25 protein-coding genes are annotated in these 22,462 nt (G+C 71.0%); 11 read left to right on the top strand and 14 right to left on the bottom strand.

What is annotated here, in order from left to right:
- Nucleotides 1–9: 9 nt before the first annotated feature.
- Nucleotides 10–288 (bottom strand): hypothetical protein, encoded by a 279-nt coding sequence (locus ASF71_RS08420; RefSeq protein WP_056297930.1) that lies wholly within the window; start codon nt 286–288, stop codon nt 10–12.
- Between the two features lie 267 nt (nt 289–555).
- Here ASF71_RS08420 and glmM point away from each other — a divergent pair, with 267 nt between their 5' ends.
- From glmM to ASF71_RS23565, 3 genes are all read left to right on the top strand, one after another.
- Nucleotides 556–1,890, top strand: a complete 1,335-nt coding sequence (gene glmM, locus ASF71_RS08415; protein WP_056297927.1) for a phosphoglucosamine mutase — start codon at nt 556–558, stop codon at nt 1,888–1,890.
- A gap of 103 nt (nt 1,891–1,993) precedes the next feature.
- On the top strand, nt 1,994–2,980 hold the full coding sequence (locus tag ASF71_RS08410) for an NADPH:quinone reductase (RefSeq protein WP_056297923.1): 987 nt from the start codon (nt 1,994–1,996) through the stop codon (nt 2,978–2,980).
- On the top strand, nt 2,977–3,120 hold the full coding sequence (locus ASF71_RS23565; protein ID WP_156372674.1) for a hypothetical protein: 144 nt from the start codon (nt 2,977–2,979) through the stop codon (nt 3,118–3,120). Before ASF71_RS08410 ends, ASF71_RS23565 begins: the two co-directional genes overlap by 4 nt.
- A 172-nt stretch (nt 3,121–3,292) precedes the next feature.
- On the opposite strand, the gene hisH is transcribed toward ASF71_RS23565, so the two are convergent.
- The gene (gene hisH, locus ASF71_RS08405) at nt 3,293–3,934 is read right to left on the bottom strand and encodes an imidazole glycerol phosphate synthase subunit HisH (protein WP_056297919.1); all 642 of its coding nucleotides are present in this window, start codon (nt 3,932–3,934) and stop codon (nt 3,293–3,295) included.
- A complete protein-coding gene (gene hisB / locus ASF71_RS08400; protein ID WP_056297917.1) occupies nt 3,931–4,518 on the bottom strand; it encodes an imidazoleglycerol-phosphate dehydratase HisB in 588 nt (195 codons plus the stop codon). Before hisB ends, hisH begins: the two co-directional genes overlap by 4 nt.
- Nucleotides 4,519–4,637: 119 nt before the next feature.
- On the opposite strand from hisB, the gene ddrA reads away from it, so the two are divergent.
- The 3 genes from ddrA to ASF71_RS08385 all read left to right on the top strand — a co-directional run bounded on the left by ddrA (nt 4,638) and on the right by ASF71_RS08385 (nt 6,410).
- On the top strand, nt 4,638–5,231 hold the full coding sequence (ddrA, locus tag ASF71_RS08395; RefSeq protein WP_056297911.1) for a single-stranded DNA-binding protein DdrA: 594 nt from the start codon (nt 4,638–4,640) through the stop codon (nt 5,229–5,231).
- A 319-nt stretch (nt 5,232–5,550) separates the two neighbouring features.
- A complete protein-coding gene (locus tag ASF71_RS08390) occupies nt 5,551–6,084 on the top strand; it encodes a DUF4142 domain-containing protein (protein ID WP_056297908.1) in 534 nt (177 codons plus the stop codon).
- Between the two features lie 140 nt (nt 6,085–6,224).
- Nucleotides 6,225–6,410 (top strand): hypothetical protein, encoded by a 186-nt coding sequence (locus tag ASF71_RS08385; protein WP_056297905.1) that lies wholly within the window; start codon nt 6,225–6,227, stop codon nt 6,408–6,410.
- Between the two features lie 49 nt (nt 6,411–6,459).
- Here ASF71_RS08385 and hrpB read toward each other — a convergent pair whose 3' ends face one another.
- The 10 genes from hrpB to ASF71_RS08335 form a co-directional block, all read right to left on the bottom strand.
- Complete coding sequence (hrpB, locus tag ASF71_RS08380) at nt 6,460–8,979, bottom strand: ATP-dependent helicase HrpB (protein ID WP_056297902.1); 2,520 nt, start codon at nt 8,977–8,979, stop codon at nt 6,460–6,462.
- Nucleotides 8,957–9,367, bottom strand: coding sequence for a YkvA family protein (locus tag ASF71_RS08375; protein ID WP_056297899.1), 411 nt, complete (start codon nt 9,365–9,367; stop codon nt 8,957–8,959). Before ASF71_RS08375 ends, hrpB begins: the two co-directional genes overlap by 23 nt.
- 97 nt (nt 9,368–9,464) lie before the next feature.
- Nucleotides 9,465–10,445: an NAD(P)/FAD-dependent oxidoreductase gene (locus tag ASF71_RS08370; protein ID WP_235514242.1), complete on the bottom strand. Its 981-nt coding sequence runs from the start codon at nt 10,443–10,445 to the stop codon at nt 9,465–9,467.
- Nucleotides 10,442–11,146, bottom strand: coding sequence for an SDR family oxidoreductase (locus tag ASF71_RS08365; protein ID WP_056297893.1), 705 nt, complete (start codon nt 11,144–11,146; stop codon nt 10,442–10,444). Before ASF71_RS08365 ends, ASF71_RS08370 begins: the two co-directional genes overlap by 4 nt.
- 89 nt (nt 11,147–11,235) lie before the next feature.
- Nucleotides 11,236–11,520 carry a GNAT family N-acetyltransferase gene (locus ASF71_RS08360; protein WP_056298403.1) on the bottom strand — a complete coding sequence of 95 codons (285 nt, stop codon included), beginning with the start codon at nt 11,518–11,520 and terminating at the stop codon, nt 11,236–11,238.
- A gap of 56 nt (nt 11,521–11,576) precedes the next feature.
- Nucleotides 11,577–12,008 (bottom strand): hypothetical protein, encoded by a 432-nt coding sequence (locus ASF71_RS08355; protein WP_056298399.1) that lies wholly within the window; start codon nt 12,006–12,008, stop codon nt 11,577–11,579.
- A 46-nt stretch (nt 12,009–12,054) separates the two neighbouring features.
- Nucleotides 12,055–13,347: an NAD(P)/FAD-dependent oxidoreductase gene (locus tag ASF71_RS08350; RefSeq protein ID WP_056297890.1), complete on the bottom strand. Its 1,293-nt coding sequence runs from the start codon at nt 13,345–13,347 to the stop codon at nt 12,055–12,057.
- Nucleotides 13,344–14,411: a semialdehyde dehydrogenase gene (locus ASF71_RS08345; RefSeq protein WP_056297885.1), complete on the bottom strand. Its 1,068-nt coding sequence runs from the start codon at nt 14,409–14,411 to the stop codon at nt 13,344–13,346. The genes ASF71_RS08350 and ASF71_RS08345 overlap by 4 nt, the downstream gene beginning before the upstream one ends.
- Before the next feature lie 182 nt (nt 14,412–14,593).
- Nucleotides 14,594–15,829 (bottom strand): hypothetical protein, encoded by a 1,236-nt coding sequence (locus ASF71_RS08340; RefSeq protein ID WP_056297881.1) that lies wholly within the window; start codon nt 15,827–15,829, stop codon nt 14,594–14,596.
- Nucleotides 15,830–15,919: 90 nt separating this feature from the next.
- Nucleotides 15,920–16,627: an RNA methyltransferase gene (locus ASF71_RS08335; protein ID WP_235514272.1), complete on the bottom strand. Its 708-nt coding sequence runs from the start codon at nt 16,625–16,627 to the stop codon at nt 15,920–15,922.
- Between the two features lie 161 nt (nt 16,628–16,788).
- Here ASF71_RS08335 and ASF71_RS08330 point away from each other — a divergent pair, with 161 nt between their 5' ends.
- From ASF71_RS08330 to ASF71_RS08320, 3 genes are all read left to right on the top strand, one after another.
- Nucleotides 16,789–17,175, top strand: coding sequence for a YchJ family protein (locus ASF71_RS08330; protein WP_056297873.1), 387 nt, complete (start codon nt 16,789–16,791; stop codon nt 17,173–17,175).
- A gap of 219 nt (nt 17,176–17,394) precedes the next feature.
- The gene (locus ASF71_RS08325) at nt 17,395–18,282 is read left to right on the top strand and encodes an SDR family oxidoreductase (protein ID WP_056297871.1); all 888 of its coding nucleotides are present in this window, start codon (nt 17,395–17,397) and stop codon (nt 18,280–18,282) included.
- A 139-nt stretch (nt 18,283–18,421) separates the two neighbouring features.
- Nucleotides 18,422–20,266 carry an arginine--tRNA ligase gene (locus ASF71_RS08320; protein ID WP_056297868.1) on the top strand — a complete coding sequence of 615 codons (1,845 nt, stop codon included), beginning with the start codon at nt 18,422–18,424 and terminating at the stop codon, nt 20,264–20,266.
- Nucleotides 20,267–20,318: 52 nt separating this feature from the next.
- Here ASF71_RS08320 and ASF71_RS08315 read toward each other — a convergent pair whose 3' ends face one another.
- Nucleotides 20,319–20,507: a hypothetical protein gene (locus ASF71_RS08315; RefSeq protein WP_056297865.1), complete on the bottom strand. Its 189-nt coding sequence runs from the start codon at nt 20,505–20,507 to the stop codon at nt 20,319–20,321.
- A gap of 293 nt (nt 20,508–20,800) precedes the next feature.
- On the opposite strand from ASF71_RS08315, the gene ASF71_RS08310 reads away from it, so the two are divergent.
- Nucleotides 20,801–21,496, top strand: a complete 696-nt coding sequence (locus tag ASF71_RS08310) for a cytochrome c4 (RefSeq protein WP_056297861.1) — start codon at nt 20,801–20,803, stop codon at nt 21,494–21,496.
- A gap of 48 nt (nt 21,497–21,544) precedes the next feature.
- Nucleotides 21,545–22,462, top strand: a complete 918-nt coding sequence (locus tag ASF71_RS08305) for a rhodanese-related sulfurtransferase (RefSeq protein WP_056297858.1) — start codon at nt 21,545–21,547, stop codon at nt 22,460–22,462.

The raw sequence follows: 22,462 nt of genomic DNA, 5'->3' as shown, positions 1-22,462 counted from the left end.
CCGGCGAAGTCAGGCGACGAGCGACAGGAGGCCCGCTACGCCGCTGCCCAGGAGCGCCGCGCCGACCACGAACACGCCCAGGCAGCCCAGCCCCCGGCGCTGCTGCGGCCGGAAGTGCCCGCCCTGGGCATAACGGCCCCGGTGCCCGCTGCTGCTGCCGCCCATCAGGCCCCCCATCATGCCGCCTCGGCGGTGCCCACTGGACCGCGAGTGACCGATGAAGCCCCCACGGCGATGCCCGCTGCTGCGGCTGTGACCGAAAAACCCTCTGCCGGAATGACTGCTCATGACCCAGAGTACGGATTCCGCACGCGCAGAGTTCCCCCAGCGAATCTTCGCGCATTTGCCATGTCGGTTTCATGTTGAAGCAAGTCGGCCAGAAACGCAGTGGGCACCGGAGCACGGCCTTTCTTCTCCACACTCCGGGCGAAGTCGGGTTTTCAGAACGCACCCGTGTCATGGGTCGGCACACTGGGCCACCCACGTTGCGCGCCCCATGGCCCGCCTTCCACTCACCTTACACACGGCACTCACCAGCCGTATCATGGCCCGGATATGAGTGAACGCAAGTATTTCGGAACCGATGGGGTGCGCGCCGTCGCGGGGCAGTTTCCGCTGACCGCCGCCTGGGTCATGGACCTCGGGGCCGCCGCCGGCGAGGTCCTCAAGCGCCAGAACCCGCGTGCCAGCGTGGTCATCGGCAAGGACACCCGCCAGAGCGGCGACATGCTCGAAGCCGCCCTCGCCGCCGGCCTCACCAGCCGGGGCGTGAACGTCATCCACCTCGGCGTGCTGCCCACCCCCGGCGTGAGCTACCTGACCCGTCACCTCGGCGCCGACGCGGGCGTGGTCATCAGCGCGTCGCACAACCCCTACGAGGACAACGGCATCAAGTTCTTCGGCGCCGACGGCCAGAAGCTGCGCGACGCCACCGAGCACGAGATCGAGGCCGCCATCGACGAGGTGCCCTCTTTTGCGCCCGTGACCGGCGTGGCCCTGGGCGGCGTGACCAACTACACCGACGCCGAGCGGCTGTACGTGGGCTTCCTGCTCTCGCACGCGCCCGACCTCTCGGGCATGCGCATCGCGCTCGACTGCGCCAACGGAGCGGCCTACCGCGTGGCCCCCAAGGTGTTCCAGGCGGCGGGGGCCGACGTGTTCGCGGTCTACACCACCCCCGACGGCCGCAACATCAACCGCGGCTGCGGCAGCACGCACATGGACCACCTGCGCCGGTTGGTCATGGAGGGCGATTACGACCTCGGCGTGGCCTTCGACGGCGACGCCGACCGGGCACTGTTCGTGGACTCGCGCGGGCGCGTGGTGCAGGGCGACCACATGCTGCTGCTCAACGCCCAGGCACGCGGCGAGGAACGGGTCGTGACGACCATCATGGCCAACATGGGCCTGGAAGTGAAGCTGCGCGGCGCAGGGATCGGGCTGGAGCGTACGGCCGTGGGGGACCGCTACGTGCACGAGCGCCTGCACGAGCAGGGCCTGAACCTGGGCGGCGAGCAGAGCGGCCACGTGCTGTTCCTGGACGTGGCCCCGACCGGCGACGGCGTACTGACCGCCCTGCTGACGCTGGGCAGCCTCCAGAAGCTGGGGACCACGCTGGACGCCGTCCACGACGACCTCGTGATGTACCCGCAGACCCTGGTGAACGTGCGTGTGAGCGACAAGAAGGCGATCGCCCGCGACGCCGAGGTCGGGCGCGCGGTCGAAGCGGCCGAAGCGCGGCTGCAGGGCAAGGGCCGGGTGAACCTGCGCCCCAGCGGCACCGAGAACCTCATCCGGGTGATGGTCGAGGGCCAGGACGAGGCCGAGATCCATGAGATCGCCGCCGACCTGGCCGGCGTCGTCAAGGCCCGCGGCCAGGTCGTGGGCTGAGGCACAGGGGATGGCCGGGTCGGTGCCTGCCCCGCACCGACCCGGACGTCCTCCTCCATCTTCCACTCACCACAGCCCACCCACACGCGCCCAGACTCCGGCCATGCAAGCCGCCTGGTACAGCCGCAACGGAGCCGCCCACGACGTGCTGGAGGTGGGCGAGCGCCCTGCCCCTGCCGCCGGTCCCGGCGAGGTCCTCGTGCGGATTCATGCGAGCGGGGTCAACCCGTCCGACACCAAGTCGCGGGCACGCACGCCGCTGGGCGCCGACTGGGTCATTCCGCAGCAGGACGGCGCCGGGATCGTCGAGGCCGTGGGCGAGGGCGTGGACCCCGGCCGTGTGGGCGAGCGCGTGTGGATCTACGAGGCGCGCATCGGGCGCTCCAACGGCTGCGCGGCGCAGTTCGTGGCGGTGCCGTCCATCAACGCTGTTCCCCTGCCCGACGCAGTTTCCTTCGACGAGGGGGCGTGCCTGGGCGTGCCGGCGCTCACGGCGCACCGCTGCGTGTTCGCTGACGGCCCCGTGACCGGCCAGACAGTGCTGGTGACGGGTGGGGCGGGCGCGGTCGGTATCCACGCCATTCAGTTCGCCAAGTGGGGCGGCGCGCGGGTCATCGCGACGGTCAGCCGCGAGGAACAGGCCGAGGTGGCCCGCGCGGCCGGCGCCGATGAGGTCATCTTCCGCACGAGGGAGGACGTGGCCGCGCGAATCGCGGAGATCACGTGGGCTGGGGACGGGCGCGGCGTGGACCGGATCGTGGACGTGGCCTTCGGGACCAACCTGGACACCACCCTGAAGGTCATCCGGCCGGGCGGCGTGGTCGCCACCTACGCCTCGGACGAGGTGCCCGAGCCGGCGCTGCCCTTCTGGCCGCTGCTGGCTCTCGACGTGACCGTGCGCTTCGTCCTTGTGTACCGCATGACCCGCCAAGCGCACGAGGACGCCATCCGCGATACCCTGACCGGCCTGCGGGAAGGCTGGCTGAAGACCGTCGTGGCCGTCCGCTACCCCCTGGGCGAGATCGCCGCCGCGCACGAGGCGCTGGAATCGGGCCGCACGGTGGGCAAGGTGGTCGTGCAGGTTCCGTGACGAGGAGCAAGCCGGCGGGAACTGGCCGCCGCCTGACCTACGAGGAACGCCGCGGGGCCGCGCAGACGCCGTTCGTGGCGGCCCTGTTCCGCTACGATTTCTCGGCGTTCGCCGAGAAGATGGAGGCTGGCTTTATCTAGGGAGCGGTGATTTCCGGGCTGGCGGCTTCGTCCAGTACGGCATCTACGAGACCCGAGCGACCAACGCCGACCCAGTCGTGGAGTACGGCCGCGTTACCCTCGACCCCTGGACCGGCGCGTGCCTGGGCACCGAGATCCTGAATATGCCCATCCTGAACAGGCCGAAGCGACCTTAGTCCCCCAGCACGTTCTCGCGGAAGCGTTCCAGAATCGCCAGCCCCACCGCGCCGCTCTTTTCGGGGTGGAATTGCGTGGCATGGAGGTTGCCCTGGCTCAGCGCCGCCCAGAAGGGCACGCCGTACTCGGTCAGGGCGCCGTGGTCCACCTCGACCTCTGCGGGTACGTAGTACGAGTGCACGAAATAGGCGAAGGCCGACTCGTCCAGACCACGCAGAAGCGGCGAGTCCCCGACCATCCGCAGGCTGTTCCAGCCCATCTGGGGCACCTTGCGCGCCGGATCGGCAGTGAACTTGCGCACCACGCCGGGAATCAGGCCCAGGCCGGGTACGCCGGGCGCTTCTTCCGACCCCGAAAGCAGCATCTGCATCCCCACGCAGATGCCCAGCAGGGGCGTGCCGGCAGCGGCACTGTCCATCACCGGGCCGTGAAACCCGCTGTGCTCGAAGGCCTCCATGACCTGCCGGAAGTGGCCCTGCCCCGGCACGACCACCGCCGGAGCGTGCGGGACGTCGGCGGGGTCGCTCGAGACGCGCGCGGTCATGCCGGCGCGTTCCAGGGCCTTGGCGGCGCTGCGGACGTTGCCCGCGCCGTAATCGAGCAGAAGGACTTCGGACCGGGTAGCCGGGACGCTCACAGGCTCCCCTTCGTACTCGGCATGGCGTCGGAAGTCAGCGCCGCCGCGTCGCGCAGGGCGCGGGCCAGGGCTTTCACGACCGCCTCGATGACGTGGTGCGCCTCGCGGCCCGCGAGCAGGCGCACGTGCAGCGTTACCCCACCGTGGTTGCAAAAGCCCCGCAGGAACTCGCGCAGGTGGTAGTGGGTCATGCCGCCCGCCGTGCCCCACACGTCCAGCGTTTCGGGCTCGAAGGCCAGGTGCGCGCGGCCCGAGAGGTCAAGGACCACGTGGGCCAGCGTCTCGTCCATCGGCACGAAGGCCGAGCCGTAGCGCTCGATGCCCTTGCGGTCGCCCAGCGCCTGCGTGAGGACCTGCCCCAGCGTGATGCCCGTGTCCTCGATGAGGTGGTGCGGCTCGATGTGCAGGTCACCCGTGGCCTCCACGCTCAGGCCCAGGCGCGAGTGGCGCGCCAGGGCGTCGAGCATGTGGTCGAAGAAGCCGTGCCCGGTGGCCGGGGCAGTGTAGGTGGGCGAGTCGAGGTCCAGCCGGACGGTGATGTCCGTCTCGCTGGTGGTGCGCTTCAGGGTAGCCGTGCGGGACATGGGCCCATGCTAAGGGTGCGGGCAGGGCCGGCGGCCAGGTTGTCCGTCTCTCTCCGCTATGAAGCGGCCCCGGCTCATTCTGTCTTGACCGTAACGCCATTATGTTATAGACTAAACCCATGAAACTGAGCGATGTCCAGAAACGACTTCAGGCCCCGTTTCCCGCTCACATGGTGGCGTGGAAGCCCGCCGCGTTCAACAAGGAACGCACCCGCGCGCTGATGCTGGCGCACATCGACGCCCGCGCCGTGCAGGACCGTCTCGACGCCGTGTGTCCCGACGCCTGGGAGTTTGCCGTGGAGGTCGTGCCGGGAACGCGCCCCACCGTCAAGGGCCGCCTGACCATCCTGGGCGTGTCGCGTGAGGACATCGGCGAAGCGCCCGAGGGCGATCTGGGCACCCTGAAGGCCGCCACGAGCGACGCCATGAAGCGCTGCGCCGTGCAGTTCGGCATCGGGCGCTACCTGTACGACCTGCCCCGCCAGTGGGCCGACTGGGACGACACGCAGCGCGGCCCCGTGGAGGCCCCCGAACTGCCCGAGTGGGCCCGGCCCGATCACGAGCGCAGCCCCGGCGGCGCGCACCTCGTGCAGGCGATGGAGCAGCTGCGCTACGAGCTGCCCGAGGACCTGGACCTGCAACGCGAGGTCTACAAGCACCTCAAGGCCGCGCTGGGCAGCCTGCACCCCGGCCAGCCCGGACGGGCCGCATGAAGGCCTCCCCGAGTGCCCGCCAGATCGGCACACTGATGCTGGGACTGATGGCCCTGACCCTGTTGAGCGGTGCCCTGGCCCGGATGTTCTGAGTCGCCTCCTCACCTGACCCGCCCGCTGCCTGGGGCGGGTTTTCCATTGTTCCGGTTGTGCCTGGGTCATTGACCGGCTGGTTCGTCGGCTGCGACTCCTGGCCATGGCACAGTGATCGAACGGTGGTCGAGCTGCCACGGGCTCATGAAGTCTGGCCCAGCAAGCGCTCTGCGGATCCCCAGGGCCTACGCACCTGCGGGCGGCGCGCGGCCGCCACAGTAGGGCCATGAAGACGTTTCTACTGACTGCTGCCCTGACCCTGCTCCCCGCCGCTGCCCTGGCCGGAGGAGCGGGCGCACCCCCCATGGGTCCGGTGAGCACCGCCCAGGTCACCAACAATACCAACGTCCTGTTCATGGAAGTGGCCACCATGAGCAACCTCGCCGAGATCAAGACCTCACAGCTGGCCCTGCAAAAAAGTACCAACCCCCAGGTGCGGGCCTTCGCGCAGCACATGATCACGATCCATACCCAGGCGCAGCAGGAACTGCGCGCCCTGGCCGCTGCCAAAGGCGTGGTCCTGGCCGACCAGCCGGGCGCAGACCAGCGCCTGCAGTTCAACAAGCTCAATACCCTGTCGGGCACGGCCTTCGACGCAATGTACAAGATGGTCCAGGTGAGCGGTCACCAGATGACGCTGGACCTCATCAAGACCTACCGCACCTTCGGCACCGACGCCCAGACCCTGGCCTACGCCGCCAAGATCCAGCCCGTCGTGACCAGCCACCTCGAAGAGGCCAAAGCACTGCCGGGCAACTGACCCCGGCTGCTGGTCCCGCGCCCTGGCCCAGTGCCGGGGCGTCTTGCCATGATCCCGCCTTTTCCTCGTCCGGCGGCATTGATCAAGCCCGCTTCGTACAGCGCAAATGAAAGGGGTGGGTCAGCCGGATACGCTCGGGTATGACCAAGGACCACCACAACGGAACCGACCGCCATGAAGACCGGGGCCAGGGCGAGGGCCACGATCAGATCGGCGACCAGCAGCAGCCCAGCGGCGGCAAAAACTACCGCGAGGACGAGCCGACGCCGCCGAGCACCGGCAGCAGTCACAGCGACGACCACGCAGGCAAGGGCAACGACAGCTAGCGAGCTCTCCCCTCTCCCAGCCGCCTACACCAGGGCGGTTTTTTAAGGCCTAAACCCCGCGTTTCTTCGTGCCCTTCATCGGCGCGTGGCTCCAGGGGTCGTCAGGCCAGGGGTGCTTGGGATAGCGCCCCCGCAGGTCCTTGCGCACCTCGAAGTAGCTCGAATTCCAGAAGGAGCGCAGGTCCTGCGTCACCTGCACGGGGCGACCGGCGGGCGACAGCAGGTGCAGCAGCACGGGCCTGCGCCCGCCGTCCACCGCCGGCGTCTCGGCGAGGCCGAACAGTTCCTGCAACTTCACGGCCAAGACGGGCGGCGCGCCCACGCGGTACTCCAGGCGGATGCGGCTGCCGGTGGGAACCTCCAGGTGGGTGGGGGCCAGCTCGTTCAGGGTCTGGGGCAGCGGCCAAGGCAGCAGCGCCTGAAGGGCCGGAAGCACGTTCACGCGGGCAAGATCGTCGCGGGTACGCGCGTTTCCCAGCGCCGGACCGAGCCACGTCTCCAGAGTCGCCAGCAGCGCCTCGTCCGAGAGGTCGGGCCACACCTCGCCGGGCCGCCAGGCACGCAGCGACTCCACGCGGGCACGGAATCCCTGGGCTTCCGGCGGGAAGGTCAGGAGGTGCAGCCCCTCCTCACGCACGGCCCCGGCCAGAGCGGCGGCGCGCAGTTCGGCCGGGACACCGGGCAGAGGCCGCGTGGCGAGCACCAGCGCGCCCACACGCTGCTCCCGCTGGGCAACTAGGGTGCCGGTGCGGCCGTCCCAGCGCACCACGTCCTGCCATACGGCGCGGGCCTCCAGCGCGCCCAGGTCCAGCGGCGCGGCCAGGTAGATGCGGCCCTCGGCCTGCCCGGCATCAAGGTGCGCGACCGCCAGAGCGGAGGCACCGGCCAGCGCATCCCCCTCGGGCAGCGCCGCGCCCTGCCCCCCCGATAGCAGAAAGCGCCCGCGCGCCAATCCCATTCCCCCCGCCCGCGCCAGAGCGGCCCGCTCGGGGTAGGCCAGGGTCAGGAGGGTGCCGACGGCGTAGGGGTCGGGGGGCGTGTTTTCGGCCCCTACCTTCAGCAGCACGCGCCACTGCTTCGAGAGGCGTTCGATCCGCTCCAGCACGCCCACGTCGCCCTCGTGGGGCCGGCGCGCCCGCCAGGCCCGCAGGGCCGCGATCCGCTCGGTCAGATCGGCGCCGCTGCCGGGCGGCAGGGGGTCGCGTTCTTCGAGCAGCGCGGCCACATCGGCGGCCAAGGAGGGGTCATCACCCGCCGTGAGCAGGTGCGCCAGCCGGGGATGGGTCGGGAAGTCGAGCAGGCGGCTGCCCGCCGGAGTGATGCGGCCCGCGTTATCAAGCGCGTCCAGATCGCGCAGCAGGGCGCGGGCCGTGTCGATGCGGGTGGGCGGCGGCGCGTCCAGCCAGGGCAGCTCTGCGGGGTCGGGTGTGCCCCAGCCGGCGAGTTCCAGGGTCAGGGGCGCGAGGTCGGCCTCCAAGATCTCGGGGGGGCGGGCGGCGGGCAGCAGGGGCTGGGTGCGCAGAGGCCACAGCCGGTACGCCACGCCGGGGGCGGTGCGGCCCGCGCGGCCCGCGCGCTGGTCGGCACTGTCGCGGGTGACCCGCCCCGTGACCATCCGCGACAGGCCGGTGCCGGGGTCGAAAGCCTGCGTGCGGCTCAGGCCACCGTCCACGACGACCCGCACACCGTCGATGGTCAGCGAGGTCTCGGCGATGCTGGTCGCCAGCACCACCTTGCGGCCGCCCGGACCACCAGAACCGGGCCGCAGCGCCCGCGCCTGCTCGGTCAGCGGCAGGTCGCCGTAGAGGGGCAGCACGGTCGCCGCCACGTCACCGAGCTGCGCCTGCGCGCCGCGAATCTCGCGCACGCCAGGCAAAAAGGCCAGTACGTCGCCCTCCTCACGCTCCAGCGCCGCGCGCACCGCCCGCGCGACCGCATCCTCGACACGGCCCACCGGGTCGGCATCCAGGTAGCGGACCTCGACCGGGTAGGCGCGGCCCGCACTCTCGACCAGGGGCGCCCCCAGGCGGGCGGGCAGGCCGGGGTCGAGGGTGGCCGACATGACCAGCACGCGCAGGTCGTCCCGCAGCGCGCCCTGCACCTCGCGCAGCAGGGCCAGGGCTAGGTCGGCGTTCAGCGACCGCTCGTGGAATTCGTCAAGGATGACCAGCCCCACGCCCGAGAGTTCCGGGTCGCGTTGCAGCCGCCGGGTCAGGATGCCCTCGGTCACGACCTCCAGCCGCGTGCGGGCCGAGACCCGCGACTCGAAGCGGACCCTTGAGCCGACGGTGCCGCCCACCGCCTCGCCCAGCCCTTCGGCCAGCCGGGCCGCGACCGCCCGCGCCGCCACCCGCCGGGGCTGAAGCATGACGACGCCCTGCCCCGCGAGCCACGGCTCGTGCAGCAGTTCCAGCGGCAGGGCCGTACTCTTGCCCGCGCCGGGCGGAGCCTGCAACACGACCAGCGGGTGCGCGGCCAGCGCGCGGCGAACCTCGGGGATGACCTCGGCGATGGGGAGGTCGGGAAAAGCGCTCACGGGCAGGATGCTACGGGAAGTGACGCGCGGCATGTGTGGGCGGCGTCTGCGCGGAAGTCCACCACCACCAGCCGAGCAGCAGCGCCGCCGCGTAGAGCAGCAGCATCAGCGCGAGGCCCCAGCCGCTGCGGGCCAGGCGCCGGGGGTGGGCCGCCGCCTCCCGGCGGGCGTCGGCGAGCACCTCGGGCGGCAGCAGCCGCAGCGCCAGCCACAGTCCCGCCGGCACGAGCAGCAGGTCGTCGAGGTAGCCCAGCACCGGAATAAAGTCGGGAATCAGGTCAATTGGGCTCAGGGCATAGGCGAGGACCAGCAACGCCAGCGCGCGGGCATGCCAGGGCGTGCGTGGGTCGCGGACGGCCACGCTCAGCGTCAGCAGTTCGGCCTTGAGACGCCGGGCGAAGGCGCGCAGGCGGGCGATCACGCCGGCCTCGTCGCGGCTGCCTGTCGGAGCCGGTCGCCCCGGACGAAAGGTACGCCTTTACCCGCACTGCCGAAACTCCAGTCCCTGGGCATCGCCTTTACGCCTCGCCCACGCCCTCGGCCTCGTCCGGCGACTTGTGGAAGGCGGCCCCGGCGCGGCGCACGTTCTCGTGGATCAGGGTGGTATTCAGGCTCACGGCGGCGAGCATGCCGGTCGCGGCGGCGTTCACCACATACTGCTGCGCTCCGGTCATGTCACCCGCCGCCCACACCCCCCGCACGCTGGTCATGCCGTTCTCGTTGACCACCACGCGGCTCTTCTCGTTCAGTTCGCAGCCCATCAGCGCGGGCAGGCGACTGCCCTGCACCTGGGTCGGGTTCAGGAACAGGGCGTCTTGCTCCAGCGTCCGGCCGTCCTGGAGATGAAGGCGCAGCACGTCCCGCCCGCTCAGGCGCCGGATGGGCGTAGTCACGACCGGAATGCCCACCCGCTTCAGGTCCTGGCGCTGCTGGTCGGTCAGTTCGTCGGGGCCGTCGGTGAACAACGTCACGTGGTCGGACCACGCACGCACACTCAGGGCGAGGTGATGGCCTTCCTGATGAGACCCGAGGACGGACAGCCGCGCCTCACGGTTGGGCCAGCCGTCGCAGTAGGGGCAGTGGTGCACGAGGCTGCCCCAGCGTTCGCGCAGGCCGGGCACGCGCGGCAACACGTCGCGCACCCCCGTGGCGAACAGCAGGCGCCGGGCACGCACCCACGCCTGATCGCAGCGCACCGCGAACAGGTCGCCCTCGCAACGGATCTCGCGGGCGGGCGTCTCACGCACGGTTACGTCGTAGGGTGTGAGGTCACCCAGCCCGATGCGCTTGAGGTCGGCGGGCGGCGTGCAGTCGCGCGTAAAGACGCCGTGCGCCGCCGTGGCGCGGGCATTGCGCGGCGGCCCGCCGTCGAGCAGGAGCACCCGTCGCCGCGCCCCGCCCAGCACCAGCGCGGCGTTCAGGCCCGCCGGCCCGGCTCCGAGGATCACGGCGTCGTAGAGGTCGGGGCTGGACAACGCTCCGGTCGTCCGGTCGGTCACAGGCCCGGCCCCGGCCGCACGGTCACGTCGGTCAGCGAGGCGTCGCGCGGAGCGTCCAGCACGAAGGCAATGGTGGCCGCCACCGTCGCGGGGTCGATAAAGGCGGCGGGGTCGTAGGGCGCGCCTTCCTGCCCGCGCACCTTGCGCTGCATCTCGGTGGCGGTGCGGCCGGGGTACACGCTGCTCACGCGCACGCCGTGGGGCGCTTCCTCGCCGCGCAGGGCGTCGGCCAGGGCCCTGAGGGCGTGCTTGCTCGCGGCGTAGCTGGCCCAGCCGGGGTTGGCACTCAGGCCCGCTCCGCTGTTCACGAACACCACCGTGCCGCGCCCAGCGCGCACCGACGGCAGCAGCAGCCGCGTCAGTTCGGCGGGCGCGACCGTGTTCACGGTCAGGGTATGCGTCCAGACCTCGTGGGCCTGCGTTTCCACCGCGCCGAGTTCCACGATCCCGGCGTTGTGCACCACGTTGGTCACGCGCTCCAGGCCCGCTAGGGCGGCGGCGAAGGTCTCCGGCCGCGTGAGGTCCAGTTGCAGCGGTGTGGCGCCCAGCTCCGCGCACAGAGCGCCGAGCGCCGCGCTGCCGCGTCCCCCCAGCACGAGGTCGTGGGTGGGCGCGAGACGCCGGGCCAGCGCCGCGCCGATGCCCCCCGCCGCCCCGGTGATCAGGGTGACGGGTCTGGATGGGGAAAGGGCAGAAGTCATGGGCGGCAGGCTAGCGCCCGGCTCCCGGCGGGGCCATGCGGCGAATGCTTAGGAATAGGAGGGGCAAGGCCAGCCCGTCCAGCCTCTTCTCAGGCCAGAAGGTCGGCGTACTCGGCGTGCTTGCGGATGAAGCTCTCGACAAAGGGGCAACTGGCGACGACCTTGCCGCCCTGCGCCCGCACATCGTCGAGCGCGCCCTGGACGAGCCGTTCGCCCAGGCCCTCGCCCTGATGCTCCTCGCTGACCTGCGTGTGGGTGAAATCCAGCGTGTCGCCCTGGGCCTCGTATTCGGCGTAGCCCAGCACCTCGCCGCCCTGAACGAGTTCGTAGCGGCTGCTCGCCGCGTCGTTGCGAACCTGCATGTTTCCGGTCATGCCCCAGTGTAGAAAGCGCGCCCCCACCAGCCGGCCCCCCGGCATTCACCAAAGGTTCAGTCGCCGGCTGCTGGGCGGCCCAGCTCCGCTCCGTCCATGCGCCGCAGCAGCGCCACCTGCCCCCAGTGGTAGGCGTTGTGGACCGCCAGATCGGTCAGGACCTCGCGTGCCTGCCCGGAGGGACCGGCAGCCAGCGCTCCCGCCTCGGCCAACAGCAGGCGCAGGTCGAGCAGCAGCCCCTGGAAGGCCGCCTCGTCCGTGGGCGCGGCGGGCCACAGGTCCAGGTCCTCAGGCCAGCCCCCAGCGCGCCCGGCCGCGATATCCAGGCTGAGGCGCAGGGTCAGGCGCAGGTGGGCCAGCAGCCCGGCCACGGTATACGGCGCGCCGGGGAGGAGGCGGGTCGCCGCCGCGAAATCCAGGTCCGCGAGCAGGTCGTCCACGTCGCGGAAGGCCGCGCCGCCGGCCAGAGAGGCTTGCAGGAGATTCATGCCGCCCAGCATAGAGACGCGGCGGACCGCGCTGCGTCCTATCGGGTCAGCTGCGGCTCAGCTCCGCGCCGCCCGTGGCCTCCGTGCGCGGCTCCGGCACGGCGCCCAAGTGACGCCGGCCTGACAGACTGCCGGCCCAGGCCCGCAGAACACGCACGCCGCCTTCCTTGGTCGGCATGTACCACACAAAAAATCCCAGGCGCATCAGCCAGCCGGTCCAGCCGGTCAGGGGCAGGCCCTTGAGCTCCGCGACGCCGCCGCCAACCCGCAGGCTGGCCGCCTGTCCCAGTCCTCCGTAGGCGAAGGGCCGGCCGGGCTGTCCCTTCAGGGCGGCCGCCATGTTGTTGCCCACGCACATGCCCTGTTTCATCGCCCACAGGGCGTTGGCGGGGCACAGCTCCCGGCGATCTCGCGGCAGCGGCACGCGCGCCGTGTCGCCCGCCGCCCAGACCTCGGGGTGGCCCGGCAGGCGCAGGTCGTCCTCGACGACCAGTCGGCCGCGTTCGTCGCGCTGCAGGGCTTCGGTCCCCAGCAACACGTCGTAGCTGACCCCCGCCGTATATAGCACCAGCCCGAACTCCTGGACCTCGCCGCTGCTCAGCACCACGCCGCGCGGCGTGATCTCCCGGACCCCTGCGCCGGTCCGGACCTTCACGCCCAGACGGCCGAGTTCGCCCGCGGCGTGGTCGGCCAGACGGCTCTGGTGGGGCCGCAGCGCCTCGAGCAGGTGCGGGGCAGAGGTGTAGAGCTCGGTCTCCACCGCCACGCGGCGCGCGTCCACCAGTTCGCAGATGGCCGCCGCCATCTCGACCCCGGCGAATCCGCCCCCGACGACCAAGATCCGGCCCGGCTCCGGCGCCGTGGCCCGGCCCGAGAGCCACCCGTGGAGGTGGTCGCGGAACAGTTGCATGTCGCGGGTGTTCTTCAGCTTCCAGCCATGTTCACGCAGTCCCGGAACCCGCGCGAACGGGTCGGCCGAGCCGGTGCCGATCAGGAGCTGATCATAGGGCAGGGTCCGCGTCTGGCCGTCCGCAGCCTGCACCGTCACCGTGCGGGCCACGAGGTCCACGTGGGCGGCGTGCCCCAGCACCACCCGCGCCCAGCGGAACAGGGGCGCCAGGGGCGTCAGGGCCGCGCTCAGGGGCAGCCGGCCCGAGAGCACCTCACCCGTCCAGCCGTGAAAGGTGTGATACGGGTCGGGGTTGACCACCGTCACCTGTACCTCGCCCCGCCGCAGCCGGGACCCGAGGCGCCGGGCCAGGGCCTTGTAGGCGTCGATGCCCGCGTAGCCCGCGCCCAGAATCACGATGCGGGGCACGGCCACTTCCGTTCCGGTCATGCGCTGAACCCGGCCAGCGGCCGGGGCGCCGGCGCAGCGTGCCGGGGCTCCAGCGGCCGCCCGAACGACAGAAAGGGCGCGAGGTGAAAGCCCAGGGCCCGGTGTTCGGCGGCCAGGGCCAGCATCTCCTCGGCCTGCTCGATCGTCGGCTCCCCGACCGAGTAGTGGCCCTGGTGCCCGGCGAGTGACAGCAGCATGGTCTCGGCCAGGCAGGCGTAGGCCAGGTTGCGTCCCAGACCGATGTAGCCGCTCATGCGCATTCCCGGCACCTCGACCACCCCGCCGTCCACGATGAGCACGTCGGGGCGCTCGGTAAGCAGGGCGGGGTCGGTATTGCGCGGCTGCGTATCGTCGAGCACGATGGCCCCCTCGCGCAGATGTTCGCTGCGCAGCAGCGCCTCGGAGGCGCTCGTCAGCAGGACCACCAGGTCGGCCCGGCGCACGTCCGCCATGTCGGTGCTGACCGTCGCGCGCGCTGGGTGCGGCAGGGCCGCCCGCAGCTTCTCCAGGCGGCCGGTGTGCCGGGCGACGAGCAGGAGCTCGCCGCAGTCCCGCCGGGCGAGCAGCCGGGTCACGCAGCTGCCGACGCTGCCGCTCGCGCCCACCAGGGCGATGACCGGATGCGCCGGTAGCCGCTCGAGCAGCCGTTCGATGCCCAGATAGGTCATGGCCGCCGTGAACGCGTTGCCGTTCGTCACCCCGATGTCGGTGCGGTCGGCGAGCGACTTGCCGCCGGCCGTGACCGGCGCCGTCAGTGCCCCCAGCCCCACCAGCGTCGCCCCCTGGTCACGCGCCGCGTCCACCGCCACGTGGACCCGGTTCTGAACCTCCCGCCGGGGCATCCCCAGCATCAGGGGCGCGCTGAGCGGCACCATGATGAGCGCGCCGCTTGACGGCGCCTCCGGAAAGGAGATACGCCCCGCGACAACCGGCGGCAGGGGCAGGCGCCGCATGGCGGAGGTATAGACGCGCTCGGGAATCCAGCGCAGCGGCGCGCCGTACAGACGGCCGAGGTCCTCGGCGACGTGGTTGCGGGGGTGAATCAGAAAAGCGAATTTGTTCATGACAACTCCTGGAGCACGGTGGCCTGACCCATGCCCTCAGGACCGGCCAGATTGAATTTTTCGGACGATACGGACCCGTTCAAGCGCAGTGGAAGTCGCCCTGCCGCTCTGGTCGCCGGCTGGCCTCCACTCCCCATGAAATTATAGTGAGCTCCCGTTATAGGAGCGTTAATCAAACTTGCTCAGCTCTGCGGCGCGTCGGTTCCCTGCGTCCCTTCACCTACGAGGGCCTCAAGCAGGGCGACGGCCTCCTCGAGACGGCCGGCCTGCAACCGGGCCGCCGCCCGGACCTGACGCCACTCCAGACCCAGGCGCGCCCGGCTCAGGGCGTCACCGCCCGCACGGGCCAGCTTGTCACCGCGGGTTTCTAGGTCCAGGGCCCGGCGCGCGAGGTCCTGCAGGGCCGCCTGGTGGCTCCGGGCGGCATTCAGGGTCCCCGCGAGCTGCGCGCCGGCCATCTCCTCGGCCTGGGCCAGTGCCCGGCGGGCCTCCTGCACACTGGGGGCCTCCTCACCCGCCTCGCCGGCCTGCCACAGTGCCACGTTCAGGCCGTAGCGGGCGCGCAGCACGTCGGGGTGCAGCGCCACGCCCAGCGAGAACCGCGCGTCGTGCAGGTCCAGTTGCAGCATGCTCAGGGGCGCGTCGGCGTCTTGGGTGCCCACGAGCGGCGCGAAGGCGTCGAGAAAGGCCTGGGTCTGCGTGAGGGTCAGCCGGGCATGGGCCAGTTGCGCGGCCGCGTTCTGGCCGGGGCGCGGCAGCTCTTCGAGCTCGCGGATGTTCAGGCGCAGCACCTCGGCCTGCGCGCGGGCGGTCGCCACCTGATCGGCCAGCTCGGCGCGGGCGTGCGCGGCGCGCAGCTGGCCCAGCAGCGCCTCGGTCTCCCAGCGCCGCACCTCGGCCTGAGCAGCCTGCATGTCCCACTCGGCGGCGCGTTCGAGCCGGGCGAGCGTGCCGTCCGAGCGGATGGTGTTCAGGCTGCGGGCCGCGATCTGGGCGTGAACCCGCGCCAGCATGAGGGGCAGGTCGTGGGCGCGGCGTCCCCAGGCGGCCGGCTGGGGCACGGGCACGGCCGGCACCGGCACCTGTGGGCGGGTGCCGGCAGGCTCGCCCGCCTGCTCCTGGGGCGCGGCCGGTTCCGGCACGGTCTCGGCGAGCTTGGCGAGGTCGCGCGAGGCGTCCTGAAGCCAGCGGTCGGCGCGGGCCTCGTCCCCGTTTTCGGTCATCTGGCGGTACACGTCCTGAAGGACTGCCACCACGTCGCGCGGCCCCAGGGACCGCCCGGTGGTCCAGCCCCGGCGCAGCACCGCCTCCTGAATGATCCGCTCGGCTCCCTTCACGCCGAACTCTTCGCCCAGGCGCGACAGCAGCCACAGGCGGTAGGGGTCTTTGGAGGTGAAGGCGGAGGAGGTTGCACTCATATGCTGAGCATGACTCTCGCAGGCGACGTCTTACAGAGCCCTGCCTCATCCAGAGTTCAGGCCGCGCAGAGACCCGCCAGGGAGGCCCGGTCAGGTGCGCGACTGGCGCACGCACTCGTACAGCACCAGGGCCGCCGCCGTCGCCACGTTCAGCGAGTCGGCCTGCCCGTGCATCGGCACCCGCACCGCCTCGTGGGCCCGGCGCCACTCGGGGGGCAACCCGGCGTGCTCGGTGCCCAGCAGCAGGGCCACGCGCCCGGTCAGGGGGGCGTCCCAGTAGTCCTGCTGTGCGTCCGGGGTGCAGGCCACCGTCCGGAAGCCCTGCCCGGCCAGCCAGCCCAGCGCGTCCTCCTCGCCCAGGACCAGGGTCGGCACCGCGAAGACGCTGCCCTGGCTGGCCCGGATCACGTTGGGACCGTAGGGATCGGCGCCGCGTCCCAGCACCACGGCGGCGTCGGCTCCCGCTGCGTCGGCGGTGCGCAGGATCGCCCCGACATTGCCGGGCTTTTCCAGGCCGTGCAGCACGACCACCAGCGCCCGCTCGCCCAGGTCGGGCAGCACGGGCATCGGCAGGGCCGCGACCCCCAGCACGCCGTCGGGGTTCTCACGCCCGCTGACCTTCTCGAAGGTGGCGCGCGACAGCAGCGCGGGTCCCTGCCCCCCGAGCGCGGCTTCCAGACCCGCCACGAGGTCGTGCGCCTCGGGGCTGAACAGCTCGGGGCACAGGTACAGTTCGCGCGGGCGCACCCCGACGGCGACGGCGCGTGAGAGCTCACGCGCGCCCTCGACCAGCATCACGCCCTCACCTTCGCGCTCGCGGCGGCCCCGCAGGCGAACCAGGCGCTTGACCTGGGGATTTTGCAGCGAAGTGATGGCCTCGGGCGAGCGGTTCACCCGCCGATTGTAGAAGGTCCGGCCGCGTCCGGGCCGCCGCAGGAGGCGGTGCTAGCCTGGGCGCCATGTCTCCCCGGCCGCATCCGCCCTTCAAGTCCTGCCCCTGCGGCTCGGGGCGCAGCTACGCGGCGTGCTGCCGCCCCGCCCACGACGGCAGCGCGTCGCCCCCCACCCCCGAGGTGCTCATGCGGGCGCGTTACTCGGCCTTCGCGCTGGGAGATCAGGCCTTTGTGGAGCGGACCTGGCACCCCGACCACCGCCCCCACGACCTCAACCTGGAAGACGGCACCCGCTACCTGGGCCTCAAGGTTCACGCCGCGCAGGGCGACGAGGTCGAGTTCACGGTGCGGCTGCGGGCACCGGGTGAGGGACCGGGCAGCTTCCGCGAACGCAGCCGCTTTACGCAGGTGGACGGCGAGTGGGTCTACGTGAACGGCGACCTGCAGCCCTGACCCACTGAGCGGGCCCACAGCAAAAGTGCCTGTGACAAGCTTGTGACCGTTCACGCGGTACACTCCGGGTATTCAAGCACTGCTCAACAGGTGGACCGGGTGAAGTCCACCGGTGCCGAGAGGCTGGCCCCCCCGGGCTGCGGGGTGTGCTGGCCTTTCTTTTGATTTTGTGTGCCGGAGCGGGCAGAACCGGCGCGGCCGGCCCCGTATGCTGGGGATATGAACGGGGACATGTCGGGCAGGGCCGTGCTGGTGAGTGGGGCGACGGGCGGCATCGGGCTGATCACGGCCCGCGAATTGTCGCGCCGGGGAGCGCAGGTGGTGGTCATGGGGCGCGACCCGCAGAAGACTGAGCGGGTGGTCGCCGAGACGGGCGCGGCGGGCAGCGTGGTCGCCGACCTGAGCGAACTGGCGCAGGTGCGCCGCGCCGCCGCCGAGTACCGTGAGCGCTTCGGGCGCCTCGACGTGCTGGTGAACAACGCCGGGGCCATCTTCGAGAAGCGCCGCGAGACCCGTGAAGGCGTGGAGATGACCTGGGCCCTCAACCACCTCGCGCCGTTCGTACTGACCCACGAACTGCTGGGCCTGCTGCGCGAGTCGCCACAGGCGCGCGTAGTCACGGTCGCCTCGGCGGCGCACCACTTCGGGCGCGTCCGTTTCGACGACCCCGAATTCCGGCAGGGCTACAGCTCGTGGGGGGCCTACGGCCAGAGCAAGCTCGCCAACGTGCTGTTCGCCCGCGAACTGGCCCGGCGCGAGCCGTGGCTCGTCAGCACGTCGCTGCACCCCGGCATGGTCGCCAGCGGGTTCGGGCACACCGCGCAGGGCGGGCGCCTGAGCCGGCTCTACCGCGTGGTGGACCGGTTCGCCATCTCGCCGGAGGAAGGCGCCCAGACGAGTATTTTTCTGGCGAGCACGCCGGACGCCGTCATCTCGGGGGCGTACTACGACAAGAGCCGCCCCGCTCCCATGAGCCCGCGCGCCCAGGACGACGGCGCCGCCGCGCGCCTGTGGACCCTGAGCGAGGAGTACACGGGCCTGCACGCCCCCACCTGGCCCGAAGTGCTGCGCGAGGTCCGGCGCCTCACCGGCAGCGCGGAGGGCTGAGCGGCGGGCCTCCAGCGGACAGGGCGAATTTCCGGCAGGGCGGCAGAAGCCGGCATTCGCCGTCCTGCTCGGCCAAATCCACCCGCTCTGCCCGACCTGCGGGGGCGCCCTCTTTTTCCGGATGCTCTAGACTCTCCGAATGGATTTGAAGGCCCAACTCAAGACCGCCGTCGAGGCCGCCGCCCAGAGCCTCGGGATGCCGGTGGACGCCGCGATTCAGGAAACTCCCGCCAGCAAGCTCGGCGACTACGGCACGCCTGCCGCCTTCCAGATGGCCAAGAGCGCCGGGGGCAACCCCGCCCAGATCGCCGGGCAGCTCGCCGGGGCGGTCGTGCTGCCCGGCGGAATTCGCCGGGTCGAGGCGGCGGGACCGTTCCTGAACTTCTTTCTCGACTCGGGCGCCTTCGTGCGCAGCGTGGTCGAGACGCCCTTTGCCGCGCCCACGACCGGCAGCGTCGCCGAGCACGGCAAGGTCGTCATCGAGCACACCTCGGTGAACCCCAACAAGGAACTTCACGTCGGGCATGTGCGCAACGTGGTGCTGGGCGACAGCATGGCGCGCATCTTCCGGGCGGCGGGCCACACGGTCGAGGTCCAGAACTACATCGACGACACCGGGCGCCAGGCGGCCGAGTCGCTGTTCGCCGTGTCCCACTACGGCCGCGTGTGGGACGGCGTGCAGAAGTACGACCACTGGATGGGCGAGGGCTACGTCCGACTGAACGCCGACCCCGCCAAGGCCGAACTCGAAAGCGGCATCGGCGCCGTGATGCACCGCCTGGAAGAGGGCGAACTGCGCGCCGAAGTCGAGAAGATCGTGCACGCGCACCTCGACACCTGTTTCCGGCTGGGCGCGCGCTACGACCTGCTGAACTGGGAATCGGACGTGGTAGGCAGCGGCTTCCTGAGTCAGGCCATGAACATCCTGGAGGGAAGCCGCTACACCTCGCACCCCACCGAGGGTAAATATGCCGGGGCCTTCATCATGGACGTGTCCGAGTTCATGCCGGGCCTCGAAGAACCCAACGTCGTACTCGTCCGCTCGGGCGGCACGGCCATGTACGCCGCCAAGGACATCGGCTACCAGTTCTGGAAGTTCGGGCTGTTCGAGGGTATGAAGTTCAAACCCTTCGCCACCGATCCGGGCGGCCACACCGTCTGGACGAGCGCCCCCGACGGCCAGCCCGACCTGGAGCGGCGCTTCGGGCACGCCGAGGAGGTCATCAACGTGATCGACTCGCGCCAGGAGCACCCACAGACCGTGGTGCGCTCGGCGCTGGGCGTGGCGGGCGAGACCGAGAAGGAAGCGCGCAGCATCCACCTCTCCTACGCCTTCGTGACCCTGGAGGGCCAGACCATCAGCGGGCGCAAGGGCATCGCCGTGAGCGCCGACGCCGCGATGGATGAGGCCCAGAAGCGCGCCCTGGCCGAACTCGCCAAGCTCAACCCCGAGCTGGCCGGGCGCAGCGATGCCGACGAGATCGCCCGGCGCATCGGCATCGGGGCCATCCGCTTCGCCATGCTCAAGGCCGAACCGACCCGCAAGATCGATTTCCGCTGGGAGCAGGCGCTCGCCCTGAACGGCGACACCGCGCCGTACATCCAGTACGCGGCGGTGCGCGCGGCCAACATCCTGCGCAGGGCCGAGGAGGCCGGGTACGTGACGGACGGCACCGGCGCCGACTGGGACGCGATGCCCGATATCGACCTGACCCTCGCCAAGCAGGTTGCCCGCCTGCCTGAGGTCGTGAGCCAGAGCGTGCGCGTGCACTCGCCGCACGTGGTCGCGCAGTACGCCCTAGACCTCGCCACGAGCTTCAACGCTTGGTACAACGCCAAGAACAAGCAGGGCAAGCCCGCCACGAATGTCCTGCAGTCCGAAGAGGGGCTGCGCGAAGCCCGTCTGGCCCTGGTCGCCCGGCTCCGTGTGGCCTTCGAAGAGACGCTGGACCTCATCGGAATCGAGGTGCCGGCGGCGATGTAGGTTCTATATGGAAGCGGGCCGGAGCACTTCAAGCTGCTCCGGCCCGCTTCGTTCAGCTGTGGCCAGGGTCCGAATCGTCGGAGGGGCGGCCGTTCCTGCCTGCACCGCTGTCCTCGCCGGGGGTCTGGGATGTGGGCTGTTCGTGGGCCGGCGCGTCCTGGTTCTGGGCACCGGTTTCGGGACGGGCCGTATCCGAAAGCTGGCCGTGTTCGCCCTGCGTCTTCTTGTCGCGGTCAGTCATAAAAGGCCTCCTGGGAGAGTGAGGTGCGGGAGCCAACATGGGCTACCCGAAGAGTTAGTGGACTCCCCCGACCATCGCACACCCGGCGCGGCCGACCTGCAACGGTCCGTGAAGAGGCCTTGGCTCTCTGAGGAGGAACCGCCGGATACTGCCTGGAGGGGCCGCAGAGAGTCACCGCCATGCCCAAGACCAGCGGCGAAAAGACTCTCCCAGACGAAAGAAATCCCCTACCGCTCGACTCGGTACACTGTGAGCTGTGGTACACTCGGCTCCTCACCTTCAGGAGGGGAGTCATGGGACAGACTCGTCGTTTCGGATGGCTGGCAATTCCGCTTCTCTTGTCTGTACCCGTGCTGTGGGCCAGTGCCCAGGGCACTTCGCCGCCGCCGGGCGGCGCCCCGGCCGCTGCTGCCCCGCCTAACCTGACCCTGAAATTCAACACGCCGAGTGCCGCGCGCGGGCAGACGCTGAGCCGGAGTTGCGCGGGCTGCCACGGCGCCGGCGGCGTGAGCACCCAGGCCAAGGTGCCAGGGCTGGCGGGGCAGGTCCCGAGCTACACACGCTTCCAGCTCACGGTATTCCGGGCCAAGCTGCGGCCCAGCGCCGTCATGCAGGGGGTCGCCTCGCGGCTCTCGGACCAGAACATCGCGGACCTCGCGGTCTACTTCGCGACGCAGGCACCGGGCCCGGCTTGGGCCGCAGACCCGGCGCTGCGGGCACGGGGCGCGGCGCTGTTTCAGGGCGGTGACAACGAGCGCAACATGATCGCCTGCGCGGTATGCCACGGCGAGGACGGCCGCGGGGCCGACCGGCAGGGCATCGCCAGCGTGACCAATCTGGCGCCCGGATACGGTCTGGAGATCCTGCACGAGTTCCGCGACACGCCCCGCTTCGGCGTGCCGCACCCCGACGCCATGCGCATCGCCCTCAAGCCCCTCACCGATGACGACCTGAAGGCCCTGGCCGCCTACATCAGCAGCATGAAATGACCCGCGCGACATGATCCGGCCGGGCAGCGGCGGCTAGACTGGGCGGCGATGTCGGTGCCGCCCTTTCCCTTCCCGTCCGTCTCCGCCTCTCCCGTTCCCGGCTGGGTGGTAGCCGCCCTGTATGAATTCCGGACGCTGGACAATCCGGCGGCGCTACGGCACCACCTGTCGGCCCTGGGCACCCGGCTGGGTCTGTGCGGCACCCTGATCGTGGCGCCCGAGGGCATCAACGGCACGGTGGCGGGGTCGCGCGCGGCCATCGACGAGCTGCGTGCCGCGCTGCAGGACGCCGGCTTCACGCGGCTGGAATACAAGGAGTCGGGGGCGCCGGAACAGCCCTTCAAGCGGTTCAAGGCGCGCCTGAAGGCCGAAATCGTGACGCTGGGCGTGCCCGTCGCGCCGCGCGAGCAGGTCGGCCATTACGTGGAGGCCGGGGACTGGAACGCCCTGATCGACGATCCCGAGGTGGTCGTAGTGGATACCCGCAACCGCTATGAGGTCAAGGCGGGCACCTTCCAGGGCGCGCTCGATCCGGAGCTGGACAGTTTCCGCGAGTTTCCGGCGTGGCTCGACGCCCACGCCGCCGAGCTGCGCGGCAAGCGGGTCGCCATGTTCTGCACCGGAGGAATCCGCTGCGAGAAGAGCACCAGCCTGCTCCTGGAGCACGGATTCACCGACGTGCTGCACCTGCGCGGCGGCATCCTGAACTACCTCGAACAGGTTCCCGAGAGAGAGAGCCGCTGGGAGGGCGAGTGTTTCGTCTTCGACGGCCGGGTGGCGGTCGGCCACGGCCTGCGGGGCGGCACAGCCGTGATGTGCCACTCCTGCGGCTGGCCCCTGACCCCGGAGGAACAGACGCACCCCGAGTACGAGGAGGGTGTGAGCTGCGAGCACTGCGCCGCCCGAACCACCCCGGCGCAGAAGGCCGCCTTCCGCGAGCGGCAACGGCAGGTCTATGGAGGCTGA

This window comes from Deinococcus sp. Leaf326, assembly GCF_001424185.1.
Taxonomy (GTDB): Bacteria; Deinococcota; Deinococci; order Deinococcales; family Deinococcaceae; genus Deinococcus.
The sequence above is the reverse complement of the archived record's forward strand: the minus strand, read 5'-3'. Positions and strand labels throughout refer to the sequence as shown.

What these genes read in the sequence shown, in the direction of transcription:
- ASF71_RS08420 (WP_056297930.1), bottom strand. Translation starts at nt 288, where the DNA reads ATGAGCAGTCATTCCGGCAGAGGGTTTTTCGGTCACAGCCGCAGCAGC.
- glmM (WP_056297927.1), top strand. Translation starts at nt 556, where the DNA reads ATGAGTGAACGCAAGTATTTCGGAACCGATGGGGTGCGCGCCGTCGCG.
- ASF71_RS08410 (WP_056297923.1), top strand. Translation starts at nt 1,994, where the DNA reads ATGCAAGCCGCCTGGTACAGCCGCAACGGAGCCGCCCACGACGTGCTG.
- hisB (WP_056297917.1), bottom strand. Translation starts at nt 4,518, where the DNA reads ATGTCCCGCACGGCTACCCTGAAGCGCACCACCAGCGAGACGGACATC.
- ddrA (WP_056297911.1), top strand. Translation starts at nt 4,638, where the DNA reads ATGAAACTGAGCGATGTCCAGAAACGACTTCAGGCCCCGTTTCCCGCT.
- ASF71_RS08390 (WP_056297908.1), top strand. Translation starts at nt 5,551, where the DNA reads ATGAAGACGTTTCTACTGACTGCTGCCCTGACCCTGCTCCCCGCCGCT.
- ASF71_RS08385 (WP_056297905.1), top strand. Translation starts at nt 6,225, where the DNA reads ATGACCAAGGACCACCACAACGGAACCGACCGCCATGAAGACCGGGGC.
- hrpB (WP_056297902.1), bottom strand. Translation starts at nt 8,979, where the DNA reads ATGCCGCGCGTCACTTCCCGTAGCATCCTGCCCGTGAGCGCTTTTCCC.
- ASF71_RS08365 (WP_056297893.1), bottom strand. Translation starts at nt 11,146, where the DNA reads ATGACTTCTGCCCTTTCCCCATCCAGACCCGTCACCCTGATCACCGGG.
- ASF71_RS08360 (WP_056298403.1), bottom strand. Translation starts at nt 11,520, where the DNA reads ATGACCGGAAACATGCAGGTTCGCAACGACGCGGCGAGCAGCCGCTAC.
- ASF71_RS08355 (WP_056298399.1), bottom strand. Translation starts at nt 12,008, where the DNA reads ATGAATCTCCTGCAAGCCTCTCTGGCCGGCGGCGCGGCCTTCCGCGAC.
- ASF71_RS08350 (WP_056297890.1), bottom strand. Translation starts at nt 13,347, where the DNA reads ATGACCGGAACGGAAGTGGCCGTGCCCCGCATCGTGATTCTGGGCGCG.
- ASF71_RS08345 (WP_056297885.1), bottom strand. Translation starts at nt 14,411, where the DNA reads ATGAACAAATTCGCTTTTCTGATTCACCCCCGCAACCACGTCGCCGAG.
- ASF71_RS08340 (WP_056297881.1), bottom strand. Translation starts at nt 15,829, where the DNA reads ATGAGTGCAACCTCCTCCGCCTTCACCTCCAAAGACCCCTACCGCCTG.
- ASF71_RS08330 (WP_056297873.1), top strand. Translation starts at nt 16,789, where the DNA reads ATGTCTCCCCGGCCGCATCCGCCCTTCAAGTCCTGCCCCTGCGGCTCG.
- ASF71_RS08325 (WP_056297871.1), top strand. Translation starts at nt 17,395, where the DNA reads ATGAACGGGGACATGTCGGGCAGGGCCGTGCTGGTGAGTGGGGCGACG.
- ASF71_RS08320 (WP_056297868.1), top strand. Translation starts at nt 18,422, where the DNA reads ATGGATTTGAAGGCCCAACTCAAGACCGCCGTCGAGGCCGCCGCCCAG.
- ASF71_RS08315 (WP_056297865.1), bottom strand. Translation starts at nt 20,507, where the DNA reads ATGACTGACCGCGACAAGAAGACGCAGGGCGAACACGGCCAGCTTTCG.
- ASF71_RS08310 (WP_056297861.1), top strand. Translation starts at nt 20,801, where the DNA reads ATGGGACAGACTCGTCGTTTCGGATGGCTGGCAATTCCGCTTCTCTTG.
- ASF71_RS08305 (WP_056297858.1), top strand. Translation starts at nt 21,545, where the DNA reads ATGTCGGTGCCGCCCTTTCCCTTCCCGTCCGTCTCCGCCTCTCCCGTT.